This is a genomic window from Rhodanobacter sp. OR92 (assembly GCF_000427545.1).
In the GTDB taxonomy this organism is placed as follows: domain Bacteria; phylum Pseudomonadota; class Gammaproteobacteria; order Xanthomonadales; family Rhodanobacteraceae; genus Rhodanobacter; species Rhodanobacter denitrificans.
In genome coordinates this window covers 546,821-570,817 of record NZ_ATYF01000001.1, presented here as the reverse complement: position 1 = coordinate 570,817, position 23,997 = coordinate 546,821, and the positions used below count along the sequence as shown (strand labels likewise).

Sequence of the window (23,997 nt, the reverse complement as noted above, 5' to 3'; positions counted from 1 at the left end):
AACGATGGAGTTTTAGGGGCTCAAGATGTCCTGCAGGTGAACACGGGATCGCGGCTCTCGTCGTTACCGCGAGGCGCCCAGGCAAGCGCCGCCCGTGTCGGGTTCACGGGTTCGCCCCGATCGTCCCCGCTGCCGCATCATCGGCCTCCCCCAGCAGCCTGCCCAGTGCTGCACCCAGGGCAAGATCATCCAGCACCCCGAAATGCTGCTCGCGCAATCTTCCCTGCGCATCGATCAGCATCAGCGTGGGCGTGCCTTGCATGGCGTAGGCGCGCATCGTCAGCGGCAACGGGTCGCCATCGGCGTACGCGTCCACGCCGACGGGGAACGCATAGCGGTATTCGTACAGAAACGCTTCCAACGCCGCCGGCCCCTGCGCCTCGTGATGCTCGAACACCGTATGCAGCCCGATCACCGCCACGCGGTCGGCAGGAAAGGTCTGCCGCACGCGCTGCATCTGCGGCAGCGCGTGCACGGCGCAACCCGGACACAGCATCTGGAAAGCGTGCGCGACGACCACGCGGCCGCGCAAATCGGCCAGGGTCAGCGGCGCGCTGTTGAACCAGCGCGACACCTGCCACGGTGGCGCAAGCTGCCCTGTCGTCATGGTCTGCCTCCCGGAATGGAATGCTTCGAGTTTGTGCGTTCTGCGGGTGGTTCACAAACGCGGGTGTCGTGCGCGGCGAAACTCGCTGCGGGCAGCGCAGCACGATGCGCAGGATCTGAAAAGTCTGGCCGGTTTCAGACCACTCGCGGCATTGCCAGCATGTTCATCACCAACCGGATCATGGTGTCCTTCTGTGCCGGGTCGGATTCGGCGACCAGCAAGGCCAGTGCAGCCAGACCGATGTCGTTGATCACCGGTATACCGACCGCATCCAGCAGGCGGCCATTGCGGTTGAGAAAGTCCACGAACAGAAATGCGCCGCTACGCTTGTTGCCATCGCTGAACGGGTGATTCTTGATCACGAAGTACAGAAGGTGCGCTGCCTTGGCCTCCACCGTGGGATAGGCTGGCTCACCAAACACGCTCTGGTCCAAGTTGCCCATCAGCGCGTCGAACGCGTCTCCGCGCTCCTGTGCGAACAGTGCGGTGGCTTCGCCGCGAGCTATGAGATTGGCCTTGAGGTCGGCCAGCGCAGCACGTGCTTCGGCCATGGATGGCAACGTGCCACCGGGTTGTGCGGCCGGCTCGGCCAGCAAGCCCTCGTCGTAGCGCTGCAATAGCAGAAAGGTCTGCGCGTAGCGGCTGACGATATTCAGCAGTCCGCGACTGGTATCCAGCCGCAGCTCCGGGCTCTGTGCGGCCCTGCCCACCAGCTGCAGCATGGCCGTCAACTCGCGCGCATTGGCCTCGAACCGCTCGTCATTGTGGCGGGCGTTCAGATGCTCGCGCAGCACCTTGGTGGCCCACTGACGAAAGCGCGTACCTTGCACCGAGTTGACCCGATAACCCACCGACAGGATCGCATCGAGGTTGAAATACTCGACCTGATAGGTCTTGCCATCGGCGGCAGTTGTTGCATTTTTTGCAACAACTGAAAATCGCTCCAACTCGCCATCCTTGAATACATTGCGAAGATGGCGAGAAATCACCGATTTGTCGCGGCCAAACAGTTCCGCAATCTGGTTCAAGGCCAGCCACAGCGTATCGCCGCGCAGCTGCACTTCGACGCGCTGGCCGTCGGCAGACTGATAAAGCAGGATCTCGTTGCTGGTCTCGTTCACAGCTGGCCTCCTCGGCGATGTATCCGAGGATAGCCGGGAGAACACCGCGAGTCTGCCACTGCGCAACGGCCGAGGCACGCCAAGACGCTTACCGACATCTGCGGTCGGTCAGGTCAGTTTGTGGCCCAGCCAGCTTGACGACACCAACGTGGAGCCGGAACATTTCCGGCCGACGGCTCGCCGCGTACCCCACAGCCAGGAAGCTCCGCTCATGCGCACCCATGGCACGTTGACCCAATGGAATGACGATCGCGGATTCGGTTTCATCGCGCCGGCGCAGGGCACCGAGGAGATTTTCGTGCATGTTTCCGCCTTTCCGCGGGACGGTATCCGCCCCCGCATTGGCGAACTCGTCTCCTTCGAGATCGACCTGCGCGGCGATGGCAAGAAGCGGGCGGTACGCATCATGCGCCCCGGCAGCAGAACAAGATCGCGTCCCGCACGCCGGATGCAATCAACGACAACCCGCCAAGGCACATTTGCCATGATTGCCGGCCTGCTGATGCTTGCTGCCAGCAGCTGGTACGGCTACTCGCGGTTCGCCACGGACCGCACTCAGCCACCTGCTCCGGCAGCACGCGCGATCCAGACACTGCCTATCGCGCCCGCGCAAGCCTTTACCTGCGACGGCCGCACCCAGTGTTCCCAGATGACCTCATGCGCCGAGGCCACCTTTTTCATCAAGCAGTGCCCGGGCACGCAGATGGACGGCGACGGCGATGGGAAGCCTTGCGAAAGTCAGTGGTGCGGGGGTAGTTGGGCCGATTGACGAACGCTACAGGATCACGACGCGGCTGCTGGATTAAGTGGCGCTGCCCCGGAAACGGGAACGACGCCGTTGTGATGCGGCGCCGTTCTCGTATCAGGAAGTAGCTCTGCCCCAGTTACGAGCCGTGGTGTGACGTCAAGTTGACATTCAGATCGGCAATGAGCTGACGCAGGATGTTGTCGACTGCGAGCTTGGTCGACTGTTGCACAGCGTTCTTCATGGCAAACGCGCCGCCCCAGAACATCTTGCCGCCCTGCGTAGTGCCATCGGCCTGGTATACCTTGCTGAAGACATCTTGGTTGCCGCGCCGATAGGTGACTTTGAGTGAGACGTGTGCTCCAAGCTCGACGTAGGTGTAACTCTGCAGGTCGAAAACGAGCAGGCCATCATTGGCGGTGCCGCCCTCAGATTTCGCGAGTTTGCCGAATGCGGCCTGCACATCATGTGACTGCAAGGTATCGTCCAGCACCTGGCCAAACTGCACGACCCACACGTTTGCATAGCCAGCCATCGCGGAGCGGAACTCATAATGATTCGCGACAGTTGCTGGCGAGATCGTGTATTCCGATGCCGCCTTGGTTGATGGAAGCTGTGACGCGCCCTGATTGTTGATCAGGTATTGCGAATAGTCCTTTGCCACATCGTGTCTGATCGAACATCCGGACAGCAGCAAAGCCGCTGCAAATACAGCAAGAAGTGTCTTCATGTTTCCTTGTTCCCCTGTCTTCGTTGTAACTTCAAGAACCGCAACAACACTAGTACTACTTACCGCTCGCGTTGCTGCGCCCGAAACACCCGCCTGACCTCCGGTTCCAGCACATCCACCTGCCGCTTCTGCTGAAACATCGCCCGCTCCCCTGCCCCGAGCTGGCAATTCCGCGACAACGTGTCTGCGCCTTCCGAAGTGGTAGCCAGGAGGTCCTGCACGTTGACGACCACGCTCAGCGTGTCGCCCAGCGGTTCCAGCGCGAGGCAGATGGTGTCGATGGTGGCCATGCTGCGGTACTGACTGCCGCCGACCAGCACCAGCAGGTTGGCGTTGTCGATCCAGACGGCGGACTGCACGCCTTGCAACGGGCGCACGGCGGCGCGGGCGGCTTCGTGGTCGATGCGGCGGGACGCGTCGGCCAGGTGCATGTCGCGCATCAGGTTCTGGTGCATCGCGTTGATGTGCGCCTGCATGGCGCGCTGGTCGCCGCTCAGGCCCGCCACCTCGACGCCGGCGAGATGGCCGGCGGTGATCAGCGGGTTCGTGCCCTGGCCGGCCTGTTGCGGTCGGCGTGTAGCGGTGGTCGCTTCCCCGTCTGCCTTGCTGCAGCCAGTCGTGGCGACACAGGTGATGGCGGCGGCGATCAGCCAGCGCTGCATGGTCATCCATTCCCCCCGGAATACCGGCCGAGCATAGCGCAGCGAAAAGGTGATGGCATGCTTTGCCGGCCCTGCGCGATGCTTCCGCTGCCATCGCGGCGCAAGAAATGGAGTGCGCGGCCGGCCACGAAAGGCCGATCCTGATGACTCCACCCTATTGTTGGCACGCCTTCCGGCACAGGCGCCGGAAGGCGCAATGGCGTGTGATGCACAGCCGGCAGGCGACTCCGCGGAAGGCACGGACCGTGGCCGGTACCGAACCGTTTTCAGACTGCGAAGCGAGACCGCCCATGACGATGCACCCGGCAGCACCTCGAACTCCGCACTGGCGCTGCTTGCACCGGCTGGCATGGAGCCTGTCCTGCGCTGCCCTGTTGCCGCTCGCTGCACTGGCGCAGGACGTACCGTCCCGCGCCGTCACGCCGGTGTCCGCAGCGTCGCCGCCGCGCCAGTCGCAGGACGACGCCTGGTGGACCGGGCCGATGCTGGCGAACTCCGCCGCCACCCTGCCGCGCGGCCACGTCCTGATCGAGCCTTACGTCTACGACGTGTCCTCGCCGCACGCCGACGGCTACGGTTCGCTCACCTACATGCTCTACGGCCTCACCGACCGGCTGACGGTCGGCCTGATGCCGGTGCTGGGCTACAACCGCATGGATGGCCCGGGCGACAGCAGCGGGATCGGGCTGGGCGACGTCAGCGTGCAGGCGCAGTACCGGCTGACCGATGTGCCGGCGGGCAGTTCGCGGCCCACGGTCTCGCTGCAACTGCAGGAAACCCTGCCGACCGGCAAGTACGACCGGCTGGGCCGGCGACCCGGCAACGGCCTGGGCAGCGGCGCCACCACCACTACGCTGCAGGTCAACACGCAGACGTATTTCTGGTTGTCCAACGGCCGCATCCTGCGCATGCGCTTCAACGTGGCGCAATCATTCTCGACGCGGGCACGGGTCGAGGACATCAGCGTCTACGGCACCCCGGACGGCTTTCGCGGGCACGCCCGGCCGGGGCGTTCGTTCTTCGTCAATGCGGCCTGGGAGTACAGCCTCAGCCAGCGCTGGGTGCTGGCGCTCGACCTCACCTACCGGCGCAGCCACGGTGCCCGCGTGCGCGACGACGACCTCAATGGCGTGCCTGCCTTGCGTCTGGACGGCCGCTCCAGCGAGGCGTTCGGCTTTGCCCCGGCCATCGAGTACAGCTGGAGTCCGCGGCTCGGCGTGCTGTTCGGCACCCGCGTGATCACCGGCGGGCACAACACCGCGACCACGATCACGCCGGCGGTGGCCTTCAACTACGTGCACTGAGGCCTGCATCGCTCGCTATCCGCCCTTGTCGACACGGTGGAAGCGAACACGTTCCCGGATACCGTTCGTGGTGAGCCGGTCGAACCATGGACGGTATCGGTGTCGGCCGTCCATCCTTCGCCAGACTCGGGGCGAACGGTCTTGCAGCGGTCCTTGAACTGCTTCGGCGGTCGGGCGGTGCGCGGCGGCGCGGCGCGCCGAAGAAAGACGACGGTGCGATTTTGCCCATGCACGCCTGCATCACGCCGTCTCGTGCGTACTGCCCGCCGCTGCACCCACATCCCTCCCCCCATGATCGCGATGAATGCATCAGGACGGACCCTTCGGCCAGCCGCGGCCATATCCGTTCCTACCAGGCCACCGCCTATCCGGGTTATGCGCCGGGACTGTGGTTCGCCAATGCGGCGCTGGTCTATGGGCTGGATGACTATTCCAGTTCGCGCCGGGTCGCGTTCCCGGGGATCGACGAGACGGCACGCGCCGACTACAGAGGTCATCGGTACACCGAGTTCGGTGCGACCGGGTATCACTTCTACGTAGGCGATGGACGCAGCGTGATCACGCCGACGGCCACCGTGCAGTACACCCGCATGAAGATGCCCGGCTACCGCGAGTTCGGCGGCAACTCGGTCAATCTGGCGGTCGATGCGCAGACGTACCGTTTCCTGCAGTCCGGCCTGGGCGTGAAGTTCTCCCGCGATCTGGCCACCTCCGGCGACCTGACCGTACGCCCCGAGATGCACGCCAACTGTTGCATTCGTTCAGCGGCCGCAGCGTGAGCGAGACCGCGCAGTTCGCCAGCGGCGGGCCGTCGTTCACCGCCACCGGAGTCAAGCCGGGCCGCGATCTGGCCGAGCTGGGCGCGGGCCTGCTGATCGCCGGCGGCAACCGCTGGTCGCTGGCCGGCACCTACGACTACCAGTTCAATCGCAGCTACAAGGCGGGCCAGGTTATGGTGAAGTTTGCCGTGGCGTAGTGAGGGCGACTCCTGTCCGGAGTGGCAGACTGATGGGGTGACGCGCCGCGCGTACGGCTCCGGCGTGCGCTGGCTGGCGTCGGCGAGCGGGATTTCCCTGCGTTCGTCCTCAGCTGGTCGAAGGATGGATGGGTGGAGCGTGAGGTGTTGGGCCGGCGTCGCGGGCCGGTCGCGTCGCGTTCACGGCGGTCTGCGCAGAGTGAGGCGTATCTGTGGGCGTCGAGGTCGGACCGAGGTGGCTCGCGGGTTACAGCAGACGGGCGGTGTGGACATGCGGCGTTTGATGACGACAGTTGCACTGGCGGTGCTGGGCCTGGCGCTGGGCGCCTGCTCGCCGCCGGCGGCGGTGGTCAAGCCGCCGTCGAAGGCGTTGCCGCCGACCACGGCCACGGCGGGCGCGCGCTACGTCCACGCCGAAGTGAAGCAGCACCAGGACAAGTCCGGCTTCCGTCTGCTCACGCGCAGCACCAACGCCCTGATGAGCCGGGTGGCGCTGGCCGACCATGCGCAGCACGCGCTCGACCTGCAGTACTACATCTTCGACAACGACGCGACCGGGCGGCTGGTGGCACAGCGGCTGCTGGCGGCGGCGGATCGCGGCGTGCGCGTGCGCCTGCTGGTGGACGACATCAAGGCGGGCGAGGCGATCGACATGTTCGACGCGCTGGATACCCACCCGAACATCGAGGTGCGGCTGTTCAACCCGTTCGCCACGAAAAAACCCTCCCTGTTCTCCCGGGCCACCCAGTTCCTGCTGGATGCGCACAGGCTCAACCGGCGCATGCACAACAAGTCGTTCATCATGGACGGCAACGTCGCCATCGTCGGCGGCCGCAATATCGGCGACGCCTATTTCGATGCCGGCGACACCAATTTCCGCGACCTCGACCTGATCGCGATCGGCCCGGTGGTGAAGCAGGCGTCGCAAGCCTTCGACGAGTACTGGAACTGCGACGCCGCCTACCCGGTGAAGGCCTTCAGCGGCAAGCATGCCGGCCATTACGACCTGGCCAGGCTGCGGGTGGACTTGGCGCACGACGCGCGCGTGTTCGCCCAGTCGGATTATGCGCAGGCGACGCTGGACGAACTGCCCAACGGCGCCTCCGCCGATCGTCCGGGCAAGTGGTTCTGGGGACCGGCCACCCTGGTCGCCGACCAGCCGGAAAAGATCGAGACCGGGCACGATCAGCCGCAGTTGCGCATCGGCCCGGACGTCAAGGCGCTCACCGATGGCGCGCAGCACGAGCTGCTGCTGATTTCGCCGTACTTCATCCCCGGCGACAATGGCACGCAGTATCTCGCGGCGCTCGCGGCGCGCGGCGTCACGGTGAAGGTGCTGACCAATTCGCTCGCCTCCAACGACGAGCCGGCAGTGTTCTCGGGCTATTCGCGCTACCGCCGTGCGCTGCTCGAAGGCGGCGTGCAGCTATACGAACTGCGTCCCGCCACCGGAGCCGCCCAACCCGCCACCGCACACGGCACCTCGTCCGGGGTGAGCCTGCATGCGAAGGCGATCGTGGTGGACCGGCAGCAGGTGTTCATCGGTTCGATGAACATGGACGCCCGTTCGAAGCTGCTGAACACCGAGATGGGCCTCATCGTCGATTGCCTGCCGCTGGCGGCGGCGGTGACCCAGTTTTTCGATACCGCCACCTTGCCTGCCAGCGCCTGGCACGTGACGCTGAAGACGGACGGCGGCGCCATGCAATGGCAGGCCAGCGACAACGGCAAGCCGGTGAGCTACGACCGCGACCCTGGCGCCACCACCCAGCGTCGCATCGAAGTGCAGATGCTCAAGCTGCTGCCGCTGGAAAGCCTGCTCTAGGGCCGCCGCGTGAGAGGACCCTGTCCCATGCTTCCTTCAATACGCCAGCTTCCCGCACGCCTGTCCAAGGCGCTGCTGGCGTGGCTGCTGTTCGCCCTGCTGCTGACGCCCGCACTCGCCCGACAGCCCATGTCGGCGCCGCCGACCGAGCAACAGAAAATCGACTACCTGATCAGCACCGTCGCCACGCTGCATGGCGCCAGTTTCATCCGCAACGGCAGCGCCTACGACGCGGAGCAGGCCGCCGCGCACATGCGCCTGAAGCTGCGCTTCGCCGGCAGCCGGGTGAAGACCGTGGACGACTTCATCGTGTATTGCGCCACCGGCTCGTCGGTATCCGGAACCCGTTACGCCATCCGCTTCGCCGATGGCCAAAGCATCGACGCCGCCACCTTCCTGCGCGGCAAGCTGGCCGTCTTTCGTACTCCGTGAATGCGGACACTTCCGTTCGTCCTGAGCCTGTCGAAGGATGAGCGGAAGGAGCGCGCTGTGTCTGCCGTCGCCGGGCGGATCAAGCTGCCGGAAATGCGAGCGCGGGATTCAGAGGACGCGGACGCCGCCACGCATCCGGCAGTTGCATCGACAACCGGCTGGTTCAGGAATGGGTCGACCGCACGTTCAGCCGAACGTGGCGAAGACCGGCACGGCCGGAACCGGGCGGGCACCCGGGCGCCGGCCGTCCACGAACATGTACAGGTGGCCGCCGACCACGGCCACCATCGGGCGACCGGACAGCTGCATCGCAGGGAATGCCGCGGGCGACTTGGCCAGGCCGATCTGGTGTTCGGCGCGCATCCGGGCGGTCTTGGCGGCAAACCAGGCTTTCGGGCCGGCCAGCAAGATGCCCGAGTCGGACTCCGCCTGGCGCGAGTTCTCGATGGTCTGGCGCAGGTGGGCGAGGTGGTGTGCGCTGAAGGCCTCGCTCAAGGCAGCGGACTTGAACGGCGAGGCGACGTATTCGTCGAGCAGGCCGCCCAGCGCCGCGGCCACCCGCAACGCGATCCGCCGGTTCGCACGCTCCACGCGCGAAGCACCGGCCGAGGCCTGCCAGACACCATCGAGGGCTTCGGCCAGGGCAAGGTATTCGGCCTGGTTGAGCGGGCGCCGGGCCAGCGGGGTGTCGCGACGAGCGATCAGCCACGCCTGGTCAGCGGCCGGCAGCGCGTGCGAGCGGCGTGCGACGCGCGAGCGTGCTTCCTTCATCGACAGGTCGCCGTCGGCCGCCAGTCGCAGCGAAAGCGCTTCCCGGGTCAGCGGCTGCGCACGCGGTGTGCCGTCGGTGCGGTACCAGCGGCGGTGCTCCAGCGTCGCTGGATGGAACAGGCCTTGCGGCGGTCGCAGCGTGACGCGCGCCTCCGCGGCGTAATCGAGCGAAGGGGCCATCGGTCGCAAGCCGGCAGCGCGGGCGGCGAGCACTCGGCCAAGCAGGATTTCGGCGACGACCAGATGCCGATGGCAGCTGGCCCGATGATCGCGCTCGGCCCGCGCGAAGTAGACGAAACGCACGCGAGCCGCTGGCGGGGTGCTGCCGGGCCGAACGGTGGCTTTGGTGCCGTGACAGCCCTGCCCGGCGATCCGGTGGCCGATCGGCAGCGCGCGATGCGCAGTAGGCAGGTCACCCAGCAGGGTATCGACGGAGGGCACAGGAACAGCGACGGATCTGGCCTTGGCGGCCTCTTTCACATGCACACTTGCGGGGATCGGCACACTCACAAAAAGCCTTCGTCGCTGGAAGGCAGTCACGACGCTCGACTCTGCCAGCACCGCACCTGCCTGGGTACCGCTCACGCCGTCCAGCCTGGACGGCCACGACACCACTCTTGCATCATGCGTGCCGCGAAAATGTGCGCTATCGCGCAATAATCGAACTTCGACTCTGCTTGGGTGCGCGCCGCGCAGCGGGGGGTGTTCCGCCGGCATTTCCCGGGGCCAGCCGGAAAGCAGGCAGAATGGGCGGCTGGCGACGCCCCGCCCGCCCCCTGTTCGACTACGGATGACCTCTTGACGATCACGCCCGCCCCCACGCCTCTGCCCGACCCTGCGGACGCCGCCCTGCTGGAGCGCCTGCGCGCCACCTCCGCACTGCTGGAAGCGGTGGCGGCCGATCGCCAGCTGCTGGACCGGCTTCCGGCCGAGGAGCGCCAGCGCCTGCACCGGGCGGTGGCGCAGCTCTACCATCCCGACCCGGCGGCCCGCCGGATCAAGCTGAAGGCGGCCGAGAAGGCGCGCCATGCCTCGAAGATCGAGGCCGAGGACACCGTGCTGAACCAGACCGGTATCCGCGCCTTGCGCCGCAAGCCGGTGTTCACCACGCCGAACGCGTTCGCGCCAGAAGGCTTCCTGCCGCACGACGTGCCGCCCGCGGCCGACGCCGCGCAGCCGCGCGAGTCGGTCGAGCCGAAGCACTGCTACGTGTGCAAGCGGAAATACACGGCCATCCACTTCTTCTACGACCAGCTGTGCCCGGAGTGTGCCGCGTTCAACTATGCCAAGCGCGGCGAACTGGCCGACCTGCGCGGGCGCGTGGCACTGCTCACCGGCGGCCGGGTGAAGATCGGTTACCAGGCCGGCCTGAAGCTGCTGCGCGCCGGCGCCGAGCTGATCGTCACCACGCGCTTCCCGCGCGACTCGGCGGCGCGCTACGCGGCCGAGCCGGACTTCGCCGACTGGGGTCACCGCCTGCAGGTCTACGGCCTGGACCTGCGCCACACGCCCAGCGTCGAGGCGTTCTGCCAGGAACTGGTGGCGACCCGGCCGCAGCTGGACTTCATCATCAACAACGCCTGCCAGACCGTGCGCCGCCCGCCGGATTTCTACGCGCACATGATGGAGGGCGAGACCGCCGCGCTGCACCAGCTGCCCGAGCACGTGCGCCGGCTGGTCGGCCATTACGAGGGCCTGCGCGGCGCGGAGATCCTGCCAGGCAGCAGCGCGCTGGCCAGCCGCGGCGCCGACCTGCCCGGGCTGAGCCGCGCCGCCGAGTTGTCGCAGCTGCCGCTGCTGCCGGAAGAACTGCTGGCGCAGAGCCACCTGTTCCCCGAGGGTCGACTGGATCAGGACCTGCAGCAGGTCGACCTGCGCCAGCGCAACTCGTGGCGGCTGCTGATGGCCGAGGTGCCGTCGGTGGAATTGCTGGAAGTGCAGCTGGTCAACGCGATCGCGCCGTTCATCATCAACGCGCGGCTGAAGCCGCTGATGCTGCGCACCGGCGAGCGCGACAAGCACATCGTCAACGTGTCGGCGATGGAGGGCCAGTTCTACCGCAGCTTCAAGACCACCCGCCACCCGCATACCAACATGGCCAAGGCCGCGCTGAACATGATGACGCGCACCGCGGCCACCGATTACCACAACGACGGCATCCATATGAACAGCGTCGACACCGGCTGGGTGACCGACGAAGACCCCGCCGAGTTGGCTGCGAAAAAGGTGCTGCAGGAACGCTTCCACCCGCCGCTGGACATCGTCGATGGCGCCGCGCGCATCGTCGACCCGATCATCCACGGCATCAATACCGGCGAGCACGTGTGGGGCCAGTTCCTGAAGGACTACCGCCCCACCGACTGGTGAGCCACTGGTGCCAGAGCGACGACAATCCGTTTCCTTCGCACCGGCTTCAGACGCCGCTGCGTAGCCTTATCTTGCGGACAGGCGCCATCCGGCGCGATCAAGCATGAGGAGCAACGCCGTGATTGAACGCAGACCCTTCGACCGCCTGGGCGGAGCCGACCACGGCTGGCTCAAGGCCAAACACCATTTCTCCTTCGCCGGCTACCACGACGCGAATCGCATGGGCTGGGGCGCGTTGCGCGTATGGAACGACGACACCATCGCGCCGCAGACCGGCTTCCCGCCGCACCCGCACGCGGACATGGAGATCATCACCTACGTGCGCGAAGGCGCGATCAGCCACCAGGACAGCCTGGGCAACGCCGGCCGCACCGAGGCCGGCGACGTGCAGGTGATGAGCGCCGGCAGCGGCATCACCCACAGCGAGTACAACCGGGAGGACGTGACCACGCGCATCTTCCAGATCTGGATCATCCCCGACGAGAACGGCCAGCCGCCGTCGTGGGGTGCGCGGCCGTTTCCCAGGGGCGATCGTTCCGGGCGTTTCGTGGCGCTGGCCAGCGGCTTCAAGGATGACGTCGAGGCGCTGCCGCTGCGCACCGATGCGCGCGTGCTGGGCGCCACGCTGAAGGCCGGCGAAAGCACGGAGTACATGCTGGCCCCCGGCCGCTACGCCTACCTGGTGCCGGCCACCGGCAAGGTGGACCTCAATGGCGTGCAACTGGACGCCCGCGACGGCGCCGCGATCCGCCAGGAGTCGACGCTGAAGGTCACTGCGCTGGAAGACGCCGAGCTGGTGCTGGTCGATACCGCGCCCTGAGCTGCGCGCATGCGGGCGCGTGCGGCGCCAGGCGCGGGCGCGGGCGCCCCGGCGGGAGCCAGCCCGGTGCGGCTCCAATTCGACCGCAAGACCCGGAGTGCCGCGGCGGGCGCCGGTCCGTAGATTGCGCCTTGAGCGATAATCCGACGGAAGGAACAGCCATGAAAACTCCGGAAAAACAGGCCGCACGTGCCGCCACCCTCGCCGACCCGCGCTGGGCCGCCGTGCAGGCGCGCGACGCGCATGCCGACGGCAGCTTCTTCTACTCGGTGCGCAGCACCGGCGTGTACTGTCGGCCGTCCTGCGCCGCGCGCGCCGCGCGGCCGGAAAATGTGGCGTTCCACGCCACCGCCGCCGAGGCGGAGCGCGCCGGCTTTCGCCCGTGCAGACGCTGCCGGCCCGACCAGCCATCGCTGGCGCAGCAGCAGGCGGCGATGGTCACCGCTGCCTGCCGGCTGATCGAGCAGGCCGAGACCGTACCCACGCTCGAACAGTTGGCGCAACCGAGCGGACTCAGCCCCTTCCACTTCCACCGCGTGTTCAAGGCGGTTGCCGGGGTGACCCCGAAGCAGTACGCCACGGCGCATCGCAACCGCCGCGTGCGTAGCGGCCTGGAGCGCAGCCACACGGTGACCGAGGCGATCTTCGATGCGGGCTACAACGCCAGCAGCCGCTTCTACGAAACGGCGAACGAGGTGCTGGGCATGACGCCCTCGCGCTATCGCGCCGGCGGTGCCGACAGCGAGATCCGCTTCGCCATCGGCGCCTGCTCGCTCGGCGCGATCCTGGTGGCGCAGAGCGCGCGCGGCGTCTGCGCGATCCTGCTCGGCGACGACCCCGACGCGCTCGCGCGCGAGCTGCAGGATCGCTTCCCCAGGGCCAGGCTGATCGGCGGCGACCGCGACTACGAGCACCTGGTGGCGCAGGTGGTCGGCTTTGTCGAAGCCCCTGCGCTGGGACTGGATCTGCCCTTGGACGTGCGCGGCACCGCGTTCCAGCAGCGCGTGTGGCAGGCGTTGCGCGAGATCCCGGTCGGCAGCACGGCCAGCTACAGCGAGATCGCGCGGCGCATCGGCGCGCCCAAGGCCGCGCGGGCGGTGGCGCAGGCATGTGCCGGCAACCTGCTGGCGGTGGCGATCCCCTGCCATCGCGTGGTGCGCAACGACGGCGACCTGTCCGGCTACCGCTGGGGCGTGCCGCGCAAACGCGCGCTGCTGGAGCGCGAGGCGCAGGCATGAACGCGCAACTGCGCCCTGGCCCCGACACCGGTGCGCGGCTGCAGGCATACGACTGGGCCGGCATCGGCGATGAACTCGATGCGCACGGCTGTGCGATGCTGGAAGCCCTGCTGTCGCCGCCGGAGTGCACGGCCCTGGCCGGCATGTACGCGGACGACGGACGCTTCCGCAGCCGCGTGCTGATGGCCCGCCACGGTTTCGGCCGCGGTGAATACCGCTACTTCAACTACCCGTTGCCGGAACAGGTGGCCGGGCTGCGCGGTGCGGTTTATCCGCGGTTGGCACCGATCGCGAACCGCTGGAACACGTCGATGGGATTGGCCGTGCGCTACCCCGCCGCGCATGCCGAGTTCATCGAACGCTGCCACGCCGCCGGCCAGCGCCGCCCTACCCCGTTGCTGCTGCAGTACGGCACCGGCGACTACAACTGCCTGCACCAGGACCTGTACGGCGAGCACGTGTTTCCGCTGTAGCTGGCGATCCTGCTGTCCGAGCCGGGACGCGATTTCAGTGGCGGCGAGTTCGTGCTGACCGAGCAGCGCCCGCGCATGCAGTCGCGTGCCGACGTGGTGCCGCTGCGCCAGGGCGACGCGGTGCTGTTCGCGGTGCACCAGCGGCCGGTGCAAGGCACGCGCGGCAGCTACCGGGTGAACATGCGCCACGGCGTCAGCCGCGTGCGCAATGGCCACCGCCACACGCTCGGCATCATCTTTCACGACGCCACATGATCACCACCGACCTGTTCGCCGCTGCACCCGCCCCTGTCCGCCAGGACCGGCCGCTGTGCGAGGGCGCGATGGTGTTGCGCGGCTTTGCCTTGGCCAGCGAGGCGGCGTTGCTGCAGGCGCTCGATGCGATCGTGACGCAGGCACCGTTCCGCCACCTGGTCACGCCCGGCGGCTTCCGCATGTCGGTGGCGATGACCAACGCGGGATCGCTGGGCTGGGTCAGCGATCGCCGCGGTTACCGCTACGACCCGATCGACCCGGACAGCGGCAAGCCATGGCCGCCGCTGCCGCCGGTCTTCCTGCAGCTGGCAGCTACCGCCGCCGCGCATGCGGGCTTTGCCGGTTTCGTGCCGGATGCCTGCCTGGTCAACCGCTACGAGGCGGGTACCCGGCTGAGCCTGCATCAGGACCGCGACGAGCACGACCTGGGCCAGCCGATCGTGTCGGTCTCGCTGGGCATCCCGGCGGTGTTCCTGTTCGGCGGCTTGCAGCGCTCGGACTACCCGCAACGCGTGCCGCTGGCGCATGGCGACGTGGTCGTGTGGGGCGGCCCCGCGCGGCTGCGCTATCACGGCGTGCTGCCGCTGAAGCCGAACCATCACGCCGTGCTGGGCGACTGCCGCATCAATCTGACGTTCCGGCGGGCCGGTTAGATGAAGCGAACTGTCGATGCGTCCACGTTCCTGGCCTCGATCGACGCCGATTGGGCAGGCCTGGTTGCGCAGGTCGGCCCCTGCGGCCACGGGCCGAAACCGGCGCGCGAGCCGTACGAGGCACTGGTGCGCGCGGTGGCCTACCAGCAACTGCATGTGAAGGCCGGCGACGCGATCCTGGCGCGGCTGCTGGCTTTGCATCCGCGGCGGGCGTTTCCGTCGCCGGCGCAATTGCGCGATGCCGGCTTCGACAGCATGCGCGCCTGCGGTTTTTCGGCGCGCAAGATCGAAACGATCCGCGGCATCGCCGCGGCCACGCTGGAAGGTGTGGTGCCGGACCTGTCCGCGGCCCTGGCGTTGCCGGACGAGGAACTGATCGCCCGGCTCAGCGTGCTGAAAGGGATCGGCCGCTGGACGGTGGAGATGTTCCTGATCTACAGCCTGGATCGGCCCGACATCCTGCCGGCGGACGACTTCGGCGTGCGCGAGGGTTACCGTCTGCTGAAGTCGCTGGAAACGGCGCCCACACCGAAGGCGCTGGCGGCGATCGGTGCGGCCTGGAGTCCGTATCGTACTGCCGCTGCCTGGTATCTGTGGCGCGTGCCGCGGCCGTCGAAGGCGAAGGCTAAGCAGGCGGCAGTGGGCTGACGCCGAGCCGGTGTCCGTACACCAGCTTGCCGCCGAGCCAGCCGGCCACGCCCAGGCACAGGAAGCCCAGCACGCTCAACCCGATCGCCAGCAGGCCCGGCTCGATGAAGTGCGTGCCGTGCAGGCGCAGGAACAGGCTGGCCACGTAGCAGCTCAGCGCGCCCATCACCATGAGCATGTGCCGGTTGACGTCCTTGATCGCCGGGTTGTCTTCGGTGACCTTGGTCAGCTCGAGCAAGCCGGCCAGCATGGCGGGGATCGAGAAGCCGATCCCCGCCAGCAGCAGGATGCCGGCAAAGCGCCATGCCGGTTCGCCCCAGGCCAGGCTGGCCAGATCCGCCGCGGTGGCCAGCGACCAGCAGGCGATCGGGAAATGCACCAGGGCCGGATGCAGCGGATGGCGCATGGCGGCGCCTCAGGCCAGCAGCAGGCTGAGCAGGGTCAGGAAACCCACCACCGCGACGCCGGCGTGCACGAACACCACGGCCTTCGGTGCGACCTGCTGGCGCAGGTGGAACGAGGTGAGGAAGAAGCCGCCCAGCGCGGCCAGCACCAGCAGGGCCAGCGCCGCGGTGAGCCGCCCCGGGGCCGCGCCCTGCAGCACCACGAGAATCAGCAACACCAGGCCGCTGGCGCCGAGCAGCGCGTGCAGCATGGAAATTGTCCACGGCGCCAGCTTGCCGCGCAACACGCTGGAGGCCAGCACCAGACCGCCGATGGCGGCCACCGCAAAAACCAGAATCGCATAGAGCAGCATGTCGTTTCCCCCGGGTAGCGCGTTGATGAGTGAGTCGCTGCCGATCGGATGCGGCAGCCCCTCCAAAGGTTCCCGCGACATGACGGCAGCCTCTGCAGGACGCGCTTTTCGGGCAGCCCGCGCTCGACCATGGTGCAAGTGCCCATCCTGCGGCGGCTTGCTACCCTCGCCGGATCGTCCGGTTCGCGAGGCAGGCATGGCAAACACCCACGGCATCCACACCATCGACACCGGCTTCGTGCGGCCGCGGTTCGACGCGGCCTACCTGGTCGTCGAGCACGGCCGCGGCGCGTTCATCGACTGCGGCACCAACTTCTCGGTGCCGCGCCTGCTGGCGGCACTGGACGAAGCCGGGATTTCCGCTGCCGCGGTGGACTGGCTGATACTCACCCACGTCCACCTGGACCATGCCGGCGGCGCCGGCGAGCTGATCGCGCGGCTGCCGAACGCGAAGCTGGTGGTGCATCCGCGCGGCGCCCGCCACATGATCGATCCCTCGGTGCTGTGGGCGGGCGCCAGCGCGGTATACGGCGAGGCGGTGATGGAGCAGACCTACGGCCGGCTGCGCCCGGTCCCCGCCCAGCGCGTCGTCGAGGCGCCGGACGGGCACGTGGTGGAACTGGCCGGCCGGCCGTTGCTGTGCATCGACACGCCCGGCCACGCGAGGCACCATCTCACCGTGTACGACGAGCGCGCCAACGTGTGTTTCACCGGCGACGTGTTCGGCCTGTCGTATCGCGATTTCGATACCGCGAACGGCCCGTTCATCCTGCCTACCACCTCGCCGGTGCAGTTCGATCCGGAGGCGTTGCATGCGTCGATCGGGCGACTGGTCGCCCTGGAACCTGCCGCGATGTACCTCACCCACTACGGCCGGGTCGAGCCGGTGGGGCGGCTGGCTGCCGACCTGCATGCGCAGGTCGACGCGATGGTCGCGCTGGCCCACGCCGCGCACGGCAGGCCCGACCGGCATGCCGTGCTGATGGAGTCGCTGACCGATCTCTACGCGACTCGTGCCGCGGCCCACGGCTGGGGCCAGGGACGCGACGTCCTGCGCCAGCTGCTGGGCATGGACATCGAGTTGAATGCGCAGGGGCTGGAGGTGTGGCTGGATCGCTGATCCACCATGCCGGCCGGAGCCGGCTCACTTGCCTGCCGCGCGCGCGTCCTGCCGCTCCTTCGCCAGCCGTGCCTCGAAGCGCGGCTGCGCCGCCGCGGCATAGGCGCGGCAAGCGCCGGTGTCGATCAAGGGGGCGGACGAATGCTCGCGATCGCGCGCGGCGATCTTCTGCATGAAGCCGCTGGCATCGGGATGCGGGGTGACCAGGATGTCGCACGGCAAGCTGGCGACGGTGGCGAAGGACCGGCGGAAGCTGGCGACCCGCGCAGGGTCGTCGCTGTAGCGGAAGCCATCGCGGCCGAGCGCGGTGAGGCTGTCGACGTAGGCCAGTGCGAGGCAGCGTTCCTTTTCGCAGGAACGCCAGGTCCATGACGTGCTGCCCGGCGTGTGGCCTGGCGTGTAGTGCGCCGTGATGGCGATCGGCCCCACCCGCACGGCGGCACCATCGGCGACCACCTCGACCGGCGTGACCGCCGGATAGCGTGGCGCCATGCCGTATTGCGGGTCGTCGGGATCATTGCCGCCCGAACGCAACTCCTTCGCTCCGGCCACGCTCGCCGCCACCGTGGCGCCGCTGTCGTGCGCCAGCCTGGCGATCGCTCCGGCATGGTCGGAGTGGGCGTGCGAGTTGAGGATCAGCTTGACGTCATGCAGGCGGAAGCCGAGCGTGCGGATGTTCGCCTCGATCTGCGCCGCATTGCCTTCCAGCGTGCCGTCGATCAGCACGTGACCCTGCGGCGAGGTGATCAGGATCGCGCTCAGTCCCTGCGTGCCCACGTACCAGCTGTTGCCGTAGATGCGGAACGGCTGCTGCGGCGCGCTCCAGTACGCCTCATCTGCCTGCGCGACACCCGCCGCGGTCAAAAAGGCAAGCAACCATAGCGCGCGTAAAAATGGATTCATGCGTGGGACTCCGTGGGGACGAAGCCGCCATGCTGGCGGGCGGCGCGGCACTGGTGCGGGCGCCGCGCGGGCAAATTGCGGGCGCGACGCCGCTCAGGCCAGCCGCGTGCCGTTCGGTACCGGGCGTTCGACCGCGGTGAGCACCACGCCCTCGCCGGTGGGAAAGCCGGTGAGCAGGAACTGCGAGCGGAACGGGCCGATCTGCTTTTCGGGGAAGTTGATCACGCCCACGACCTGTCGGCCGAGCAGGTCCCCGGCCTGGTACAACGCGGCGATCTGCGCGCTGGTCTTCTTCTCGCCATAAGGGCCGAAATCCACCCACACTTTCCACGCCGGCTTGCGCGCTTCGGGAAACGGTTCGACCCGGATCACCGTGCCGGCGACGACCAACACTTTCTCGAAATCGGCCCAGCTGATCTCGGGGTGATTCGCTGCACTCATCCTTCCAACCTCGTCTTCAGACAGTCGCGGCTTTGCTGCCACCAGTAGCTGGCCTGCGCCGCCAGATAACCGAACGGACGGTGCGTGTTGCCCAGGCCATAGTCGGCAAAACGTTTCCAGCCATCGTCGCCATCGGCGATCGCCGCCGCCAGCAGTTCGCCGGCCGCACAGGTCGGGGCCAGGCCGTGGCCGCCGAACGCCTGCGCCCACCAGAGGCCGTCGTCGCTGCCGCCGATCTGCGGCATCTGGTGCCGTGCGTAGCTCATCAGGCCCGACCAGGCGTGCTCGATCCGCACGCCGGCCAGTTGCGGGAACACCCGCAGCAGGTCCCGCGTCAGCAGGCGCTGCACGCCGCGCGGCGAGCGGTTGAGCACCGAGATGCGCCCGCCCCACAGCAGCCGCGTATCCGGCAGCGCGCGGTAGTAGTCGAACGCGAAGCGGCTGTCGTAGATCGCCGCACGGGTGTGCAGGCATTCGTCCAGCCGATCGCCGAGCGCTTCGGTGACCATCACGTAGGTGGCGATCGGCAGGATCGCCCGGTCGATCGGTTTGCGCAGGCCGGCCAGATAACCGCCGCAGGCCAGCACGACCTGGTCGGCCAGCAGCTCGCCCTGCGCCGTACGCAGGCGCCACTGCCGGCCTTCGCGCGCGAGGCTGCGCACGCCGCTGTGCTCGTGGATGCGCACGCCCTGCCCGGCCGCCGCCGCGGCCAAACCGATCGCATAATTGAGCGGATGCAGGTGCAGCGCGTCACGCTCGTACAGGCCGTCGTGATAACGCTCGCTGCGGATGCGTGCGCGCAACTCCGCTTCGGGCAACCACTGCCAGTTCACGTGGTAGTGTTCGGCCAGCAGTTGCTGGCGCCGGCGCAGCACCGCGGGGTCACGGAACCAGTTGGCCCAGATCACACCTTCGTCGACCGCGTCGCAGGGGATGGCGTATTCGGCGACACGCCGGCGGATGCGCCCGACCGCCGCGGTGGTCAGCTGGAACAAGGCCTGCGCACGCGCCTCGCCCAACTGGTCGAGCAGCGCCTGCTCACCCAGCGAATAGCCGGCGAAGACGAAACCGCCATTGCGACCGGATGCGCCGAAACCGACCTGCTCGCGCTCCAGCAGCACCACGTCGCGCACGCCGCGCTCGGCCAGGCCCAGCGCAGTGTTCAAGCCGGCAAAGCCGCCGCCGATCACGGCAACACGTGCATGCGTGCTGCCCTGAAGCGGTTCCCAGGCCGGGTACGGCGTGGCGGTGGCGCGGTAGTAGGACGTAGGCGAGGGGGATTTCATGCTGCAGCGACAGGCGGCACCGGTGTCCGTGACTGGGCAAGCATATCCTTCATGCCAGGACGTCGTGGCAGCCGTGGTTCAAAGCTGGCCGAGGAACTCTCGCACGGTGGGCGCGAGTTTCGGGTCCTGCATGGCCATGTGCATGGTGGCGCGCACCAGTCCGGCCTTGTTGCCGCAATCGAAACGGGTGCCTTCGAAGCGGTAGGCCAGCACCTTGCCCTGCTCCTTCAGCAGCGCGTCGATCGCGTCGGTGAGCTGGATCTCGCCGCCGGCACCGGGCGTGGTCTGCTCCAGCAACTGGAAGATGCGGCCGGGCAACACGTAGCGGCCGACCACGGCCAGGTTCGACGGTGCGTCGGCCGGCTTGGGTTTCTCCACCATGCTGCGGATCCGCGCGCTGCGCTCGTTGACCGGCACGGCGTCGACGATGCCGTACTTGTCGGTCTGGTCGTGCGGCACTTCCTCCACCGCGATCACGCCGGCGGCTTGCGCATCGGCGAGCTCCGCCATCTGCCGCAGCGCGCCCTTGCCGGCGCCGTTCCAGATCAGGTCGTCAGGCAGGATCACGCCGAACGGCTCGTCGCCGACCACCGGCTTGGCGCACAGCACGGCGTGGCCCAGGCCGAGCGCCTCGGGCTGGGTCACGAAGATCGCCCGCACGTGCCGCGGCAAGGTGCCCTGCACCAGCGCCAGCAGTTCGGCCTTGCCCTTCTCCTGCAGCTTCGATTCCAGCTCGTAGGCCTTGTCGAAATAGTCGGCGATCGCGTGCTTGTAGCGGTTGGTGACGAAGACCAGGGTGTCGGCACCCGCATCCACCGCCTCGTCGACGGCGTACTGGATCAGCGGCTTGTCGAGCACCGGCAGCATTTCCTTGGCGACCACCTTGGTCGCCGGCAGGAAACGCGTGCCGAGTCCGGCCACGGGAAACACCACTTTGCGCAGGGGCTTGCTCACTCATTGATCTCCGGGTTGGCACGGCGGATCGACACCACGTTGTCCGGTTGCACCGTTTCGCTCCAGCGGAACGAGGGCAACAGGCTGGACACGCAGCGCCGAAGTTCTTCCTCATTAAAAACCTCGGCCGCCTCGGCAGCCTTGTGCAGCAGGGCCTGCAGCAACTCCCACGACACCTCGCGATGTTGTGCCAGGAAAATCTTGGCATGCGCGGTGGCGCTGTAGTTTTCCAGCGGATGGAATAGTTCCTCGAACAGCTTTTCGCCCGCGCGCAGGCCGGTGTACACGATCGGGATCTCGCTGCCGGGCTTCTTGCCGGCGAGGCGGATCATCTGCTCGGCCAGATCGCGGATCTTCACCGGCTCGCCCATGTCGAGCGCAAAGATCTCGCCGCCCTTGCCGATGCTGGCGGTCTGCAGGATCAGCTGGCAGGCTTCGGGGATCGTCATGAAGTAGCGCGATATTTCCGGGTGCGTCACGGTGACCGGGCCGCCGTCGCGGATCTGCCGGCGGAACAGCGGCACCACGGAACCGGCCGAATCCAGCACGTTGCCGAAACGCACCGTCATGAAGCGGGTAGCGGCATGTGCGTCGAGATTCTGGCAGTAGATCTCGGCAATGCGCTTGCAGGCGCCCATCACGCTGGTCGGGTTGACCGCCTTGTCGGTGGAAATCAGCACGAAACACTCGACCCCGGCTTCGCAGGCCGCATCGGCCACCGTGCGCGTGCCCAGCGCATTGTTGCGGAACGCCGCGCGAAGCTGGTTCTGCAACAGCGGCACATGCTTGTAGGCGGCGGCATGGAACACCACCTGCGGCCGGACGTCCGCAAATGCCTTGCGCATGGCGACCTGGTCGCCGCAGTTGGCCAGGATGCCGTCGAAGATCAGTTCGGGAAAATCCGCGCGCAGCTCCTGGCTGATCCGGTACAGGTTGTATTCGCTCTGCTCGACCACGGTGAGCGACTGCGCGCCCAGCCGGGCGACCTGGCGGCACAGTTCCGAGCCGATCGAGCCGCCGCCGCCGGTGACCAGCACGCACTTGCCGCTCAGCGTTTCGCGGATCGCGGTCCAGTCCAGCTCCACCGTGTCGCGACCGAGCAGATCCTCGATCGCCACTTCCTTGATCTGGTTGAACTGGGCGCGGCCAGCCACCACGTCCTCCAGCCGCGGCACCGTCCGGTACGGCAGGCCGGTGGCGTCGCACAGCGAAACCACCCGCCGCATCTCGCTCGTCGACGCACCGGGCAGCGCGATCAGCAGCATGTCGATCGCCACTTCGCGGGCTACCTCGGGCAACTGGTCGAGTTGCCCCAGCATCGGGTGGCCGTTGATGCTGGCGCCGCGCAGGCTGGGCTTGTCGTCGACGAAGCCGACCACGGCATAGCGGTTGTCGCGGTGCAGGTCGCGCGAAAGCACTTCACCGGCGCGATCGGCGCCGACGATCAGCACGCGTTTCGCAACCTGGTTCTGCAGCAGGTCGTTGCGGCTGTCTTTCCAGTAGCGGTAGGCCAGGCGCGGCACGCCGAGCAACGCGGCGAGCAGCAGCGGGTAAAGCGCCAGCACCGAACGCGGTACGCCCTCCAGCCGGTCATACAGGAACAGCGACACGCCGACGAACAGCGAACCGATCACGACCGCGCGCGCGATGTTCCACAGGTCCGGCAGACTGGCGAAACGCCAGACGCTCTTGTACAACCCGGTCCAGCGGAAGATCAGCCCCTGCACCAGCAGCACGATCGGAAACTCGAGTATCCCGAAACTGATGACCTCGTCCGGTCTCAGCGCATACCTCAGCAGTTTGGCGATCCACCATGCGAGCACGGCCATGGCCAGGTCGTGCAACACGACGGCGATACGCGGATGGATGAAGCCGACGAGCTTACGCAGCGACATGGGAGGCCTTGGGCAGATGGCGTCGCAGGCAGCGACGTTTCAGCGCCAGCCAAGTGACCGCCGCTCCAAGATAGACGGCTATGGTAATCGGCAGCGCCATGCGCAGATGACTCCAGGCCAACCAGGCCGAGGGTGCCGCAACCAGCAGGTTCCAGCCCATATAGGCCATGTCCGTCCGTGCATGCGTTCCTCCGCGGCGCACCAGCCACTGATAGAGGTGTTCGCGATGGGCAGTGTACCAGCGCCGCCCGCGCCACATGCGGGTCAGCAGGGTCAGGCTGGCATCCGCCACGAAGGCGGACGACAGGATCAGCGCCGGCCACAACGCCTCCGGCGCGACCCGCCACAGCATCGCGCTGAACGCAAAGACCAGCAGGCCTGCGCTGCCGCTGCCGACGTCGCCCATGAAGATCCGTGCGGGTGGCCGGTTGAAGCACCAGAAGCCCAGTGCCGATGCCGCGAAGACCGCCGCCGCGGCGGCCAGCGCAGGTTGCTCCGCTGCCCCCGCCAGCCAGGCCAGGCCTGCGCCCACGAAGACCGCCTGCTGTGCCAGCAGCCCGTCGATGCCATCCATGAAATTGTGCAGGTTGATGCTCCAGACACCGCCGACCAGCAACAGCGGTATCCACCATCCTGACAAGCCGGTGGCCAGCAGCCCCAGCGAGAACAGGCCGGCCGCGAGCAGCTGGGCGCCCAGCCGCGGCAGTATCGGCAGCGAGCGGTGGTCGTCCCACCAGCCGGCCAGCGCCACCAGCACCAGTGCGGCGAGCAGGCCCGCGATCACGCTTGCTGGCCAAGCCGCCGGCGCATGCCACAGCACGCCCGGCAGGCAGACCAGCATCGCCACGACGATACCGATGCCACCGCCGCGCGGGGTCGGCAGCCGATGCGAACGGCGTTGCCCGGGCTGGTCCAGCATGCCGCGCCGCTGCGCATAGCCGATCGCGCCGCGCACCAGCAGCAAGGTGATCGACAAGCTGGCCAGCAACCATCCGGTGGTCAGGTACATGCTCC

Annotated in this window: 25 protein-coding genes and 1 pseudogene; 13 read left to right on the top strand and 13 right to left on the bottom strand. The window is 67.7% G+C overall.

All coding sequences use genetic code 11. From position 1 onward, the window contains the following. Positions 1–103 precede the first annotated feature (103 nt). Both RHOOR92_RS0102905 and RHOOR92_RS0102900 read right to left on the bottom strand, forming a co-directional pair. Positions 104–607 (bottom strand): redoxin domain-containing protein, encoded by a 504-nt coding sequence (locus tag RHOOR92_RS0102905; RefSeq protein ID WP_007508337.1) that lies wholly within the window; start codon positions 605–607, stop codon positions 104–106. A 134-nt stretch (positions 608–741) separates the two neighbouring features. Further along, positions 742–1,728 (bottom strand): Fic family protein, encoded by a 987-nt coding sequence (locus tag RHOOR92_RS0102900; protein WP_015447658.1) that lies wholly within the window; start codon positions 1,726–1,728, stop codon positions 742–744. A gap of 211 nt (positions 1,729–1,939) precedes the next feature. Here RHOOR92_RS0102900 and RHOOR92_RS0102895 point away from each other — a divergent pair, with 211 nt between their 5' ends. Then, positions 1,940–2,497 (top strand): cold shock domain-containing protein, encoded by a 558-nt coding sequence (locus tag RHOOR92_RS0102895; RefSeq protein WP_015447659.1) that lies wholly within the window; start codon positions 1,940–1,942, stop codon positions 2,495–2,497. Positions 2,498–2,612: 115 nt separating this feature from the next. Here RHOOR92_RS0102895 and RHOOR92_RS0102890 read toward each other — a convergent pair whose 3' ends face one another. Further along, complete coding sequence (locus tag RHOOR92_RS0102890) at positions 2,613–3,203, bottom strand: hypothetical protein (protein ID WP_015447660.1); 591 nt, start codon at positions 3,201–3,203, stop codon at positions 2,613–2,615. 59 nt (positions 3,204–3,262) lie between these two features. Continuing rightward, on the bottom strand, positions 3,263–3,865 hold the full coding sequence (locus tag RHOOR92_RS0102885; protein WP_027489541.1) for a hypothetical protein: 603 nt from the start codon (positions 3,863–3,865) through the stop codon (positions 3,263–3,265). A gap of 290 nt (positions 3,866–4,155) precedes the next feature. Here RHOOR92_RS0102885 and RHOOR92_RS0102880 point away from each other — a divergent pair, with 290 nt between their 5' ends. The 5 genes from RHOOR92_RS0102880 to RHOOR92_RS0102860 all read left to right on the top strand — a co-directional run bounded on the left by RHOOR92_RS0102880 (position 4,156) and on the right by RHOOR92_RS0102860 (position 8,402). After that, positions 4,156–5,169: a transporter gene (locus tag RHOOR92_RS0102880; protein WP_027489540.1), complete on the top strand. Its 1,014-nt coding sequence runs from the start codon at positions 4,156–4,158 to the stop codon at positions 5,167–5,169. An 86-nt stretch (positions 5,170–5,255) separates the two neighbouring features. After that, on the top strand, positions 5,256–5,948 hold the full coding sequence (locus RHOOR92_RS20080) for an autotransporter outer membrane beta-barrel domain-containing protein (protein ID WP_081660206.1): 693 nt from the start codon (positions 5,256–5,258) through the stop codon (positions 5,946–5,948). Then, positions 5,945–6,145 (top strand): autotransporter domain-containing protein, encoded by a 201-nt coding sequence (locus tag RHOOR92_RS20075; RefSeq protein ID WP_027489538.1) that lies wholly within the window; start codon positions 5,945–5,947, stop codon positions 6,143–6,145. The genes RHOOR92_RS20080 and RHOOR92_RS20075 overlap by 4 nt, the downstream gene beginning before the upstream one ends. Positions 6,146–6,428: 283 nt before the next feature. Further along, positions 6,429–7,970: a phospholipase D family protein gene (locus RHOOR92_RS0102865; RefSeq protein WP_231378302.1), complete on the top strand. Its 1,542-nt coding sequence runs from the start codon at positions 6,429–6,431 to the stop codon at positions 7,968–7,970. A 27-nt stretch (positions 7,971–7,997) separates the two neighbouring features. Continuing rightward, complete coding sequence (locus RHOOR92_RS0102860) at positions 7,998–8,402, top strand: DUF5329 family protein (RefSeq protein WP_007508318.1); 405 nt, start codon at positions 7,998–8,000, stop codon at positions 8,400–8,402. Between the two features lie 186 nt (positions 8,403–8,588). Here the strand turns inward: RHOOR92_RS0102860 and RHOOR92_RS0102855 are convergent, their stop codons facing one another. Next, positions 8,589–9,758: a hypothetical protein gene (locus tag RHOOR92_RS0102855; RefSeq protein WP_231378301.1), complete on the bottom strand. Its 1,170-nt coding sequence runs from the start codon at positions 9,756–9,758 to the stop codon at positions 8,589–8,591. Between the two features lie 213 nt (positions 9,759–9,971). Here RHOOR92_RS0102855 and RHOOR92_RS0102850 point away from each other — a divergent pair, with 213 nt between their 5' ends. The 6 genes and pseudogenes from RHOOR92_RS0102850 (at position 9,972) to RHOOR92_RS0102825 (ending at position 15,627) form a co-directional block, all read left to right on the top strand. After that, positions 9,972–11,540 carry an SDR family oxidoreductase gene (locus RHOOR92_RS0102850; protein ID WP_037114719.1) on the top strand — a complete coding sequence of 523 codons (1,569 nt, stop codon included), beginning with the start codon at positions 9,972–9,974 and terminating at the stop codon, positions 11,538–11,540. A gap of 118 nt (positions 11,541–11,658) precedes the next feature. Then, complete coding sequence (locus RHOOR92_RS0102845) at positions 11,659–12,360, top strand: pirin family protein (RefSeq protein ID WP_015447667.1); 702 nt, start codon at positions 11,659–11,661, stop codon at positions 12,358–12,360. A gap of 161 nt (positions 12,361–12,521) precedes the next feature. Beyond that, positions 12,522–13,598, top strand: a complete 1,077-nt coding sequence (gene ada / locus RHOOR92_RS0102840; RefSeq protein ID WP_027489535.1) for a bifunctional DNA-binding transcriptional regulator/O6-methylguanine-DNA methyltransferase Ada — start codon at positions 12,522–12,524, stop codon at positions 13,596–13,598. Beyond that, positions 13,595–14,326 (top strand): annotated as a pseudogene (locus RHOOR92_RS18480) (2OG-Fe(II) oxygenase). The gene ada and the pseudogene RHOOR92_RS18480 overlap by 4 nt, the downstream one beginning before the upstream one ends. Further along, entirely contained in the window at positions 14,323–14,979 is a 657-nt protein-coding gene (gene alkB, locus RHOOR92_RS0102830) for a DNA oxidative demethylase AlkB (protein ID WP_007508305.1), read from the top strand. The pseudogene RHOOR92_RS18480 and the gene alkB overlap by 4 nt, the downstream one beginning before the upstream one ends. Next, positions 14,980–15,627, top strand: a complete 648-nt coding sequence (locus tag RHOOR92_RS0102825) for a DNA-3-methyladenine glycosylase (RefSeq protein WP_027489534.1) — start codon at positions 14,980–14,982, stop codon at positions 15,625–15,627. On the opposite strand, the gene RHOOR92_RS0102820 is transcribed toward RHOOR92_RS0102825, so the two are convergent. Together RHOOR92_RS0102820 and RHOOR92_RS0102815 are read right to left on the bottom strand one after the other, a co-directional pair. Further along, a complete protein-coding gene (locus RHOOR92_RS0102820; RefSeq protein WP_027489533.1) occupies positions 15,605–16,033 on the bottom strand; it encodes a DUF2231 domain-containing protein in 429 nt (142 codons plus the stop codon). The two genes, RHOOR92_RS0102825 and RHOOR92_RS0102820, sit on opposite strands and share 23 nt — an antisense overlap. A 9-nt stretch (positions 16,034–16,042) precedes the next feature. Further along, positions 16,043–16,384 carry a hypothetical protein gene (locus RHOOR92_RS0102815; protein ID WP_027489532.1) on the bottom strand — a complete coding sequence of 114 codons (342 nt, stop codon included), beginning with the start codon at positions 16,382–16,384 and terminating at the stop codon, positions 16,043–16,045. A 196-nt stretch (positions 16,385–16,580) separates the two neighbouring features. Between RHOOR92_RS0102815 and RHOOR92_RS0102805 the strand changes: the two genes are divergently transcribed. Continuing rightward, positions 16,581–17,504, top strand: coding sequence for an MBL fold metallo-hydrolase (locus RHOOR92_RS0102805; RefSeq protein ID WP_027489531.1), 924 nt, complete (start codon positions 16,581–16,583; stop codon positions 17,502–17,504). Positions 17,505–17,528: 24 nt separating this feature from the next. On the opposite strand, the gene bla is transcribed toward RHOOR92_RS0102805, so the two are convergent. The 6 genes from bla to RHOOR92_RS0102775 all read right to left on the bottom strand — a co-directional run bounded on the left by bla (position 17,529) and on the right by RHOOR92_RS0102775 (position 23,992). Next, positions 17,529–18,407, bottom strand: a complete 879-nt coding sequence (bla, locus tag RHOOR92_RS0102800; RefSeq protein WP_027489530.1) for a subclass B3 metallo-beta-lactamase — start codon at positions 18,405–18,407, stop codon at positions 17,529–17,531. Positions 18,408–18,500: 93 nt separating this feature from the next. After that, on the bottom strand, positions 18,501–18,848 hold the full coding sequence (locus RHOOR92_RS0102795) for a tRNA-binding protein (protein ID WP_027489529.1): 348 nt from the start codon (positions 18,846–18,848) through the stop codon (positions 18,501–18,503). Beyond that, on the bottom strand, positions 18,845–20,134 hold the full coding sequence (locus tag RHOOR92_RS0102790) for an FAD-dependent oxidoreductase (protein ID WP_015447677.1): 1,290 nt from the start codon (positions 20,132–20,134) through the stop codon (positions 18,845–18,847). The genes RHOOR92_RS0102795 and RHOOR92_RS0102790 overlap by 4 nt, the downstream gene beginning before the upstream one ends. Positions 20,135–20,212: 78 nt before the next feature. Then, positions 20,213–21,088, bottom strand: a complete 876-nt coding sequence (gene galU / locus RHOOR92_RS0102785) for a UTP--glucose-1-phosphate uridylyltransferase GalU (protein WP_027489528.1) — start codon at positions 21,086–21,088, stop codon at positions 20,213–20,215. Then, the gene (locus RHOOR92_RS0102780; protein ID WP_007508286.1) at positions 21,085–22,983 is read right to left on the bottom strand and encodes a nucleoside-diphosphate sugar epimerase/dehydratase; all 1,899 of its coding nucleotides are present in this window, start codon (positions 22,981–22,983) and stop codon (positions 21,085–21,087) included. The genes galU and RHOOR92_RS0102780 overlap by 4 nt, the downstream gene beginning before the upstream one ends. Further along, positions 22,970–23,992 carry a glycosyltransferase family 4 protein gene (locus tag RHOOR92_RS0102775; RefSeq protein WP_007508284.1) on the bottom strand — a complete coding sequence of 341 codons (1,023 nt, stop codon included), beginning with the start codon at positions 23,990–23,992 and terminating at the stop codon, positions 22,970–22,972. The genes RHOOR92_RS0102780 and RHOOR92_RS0102775 overlap by 14 nt, the downstream gene beginning before the upstream one ends. Positions 23,993–23,997: the final 5 nt, after the last annotated feature.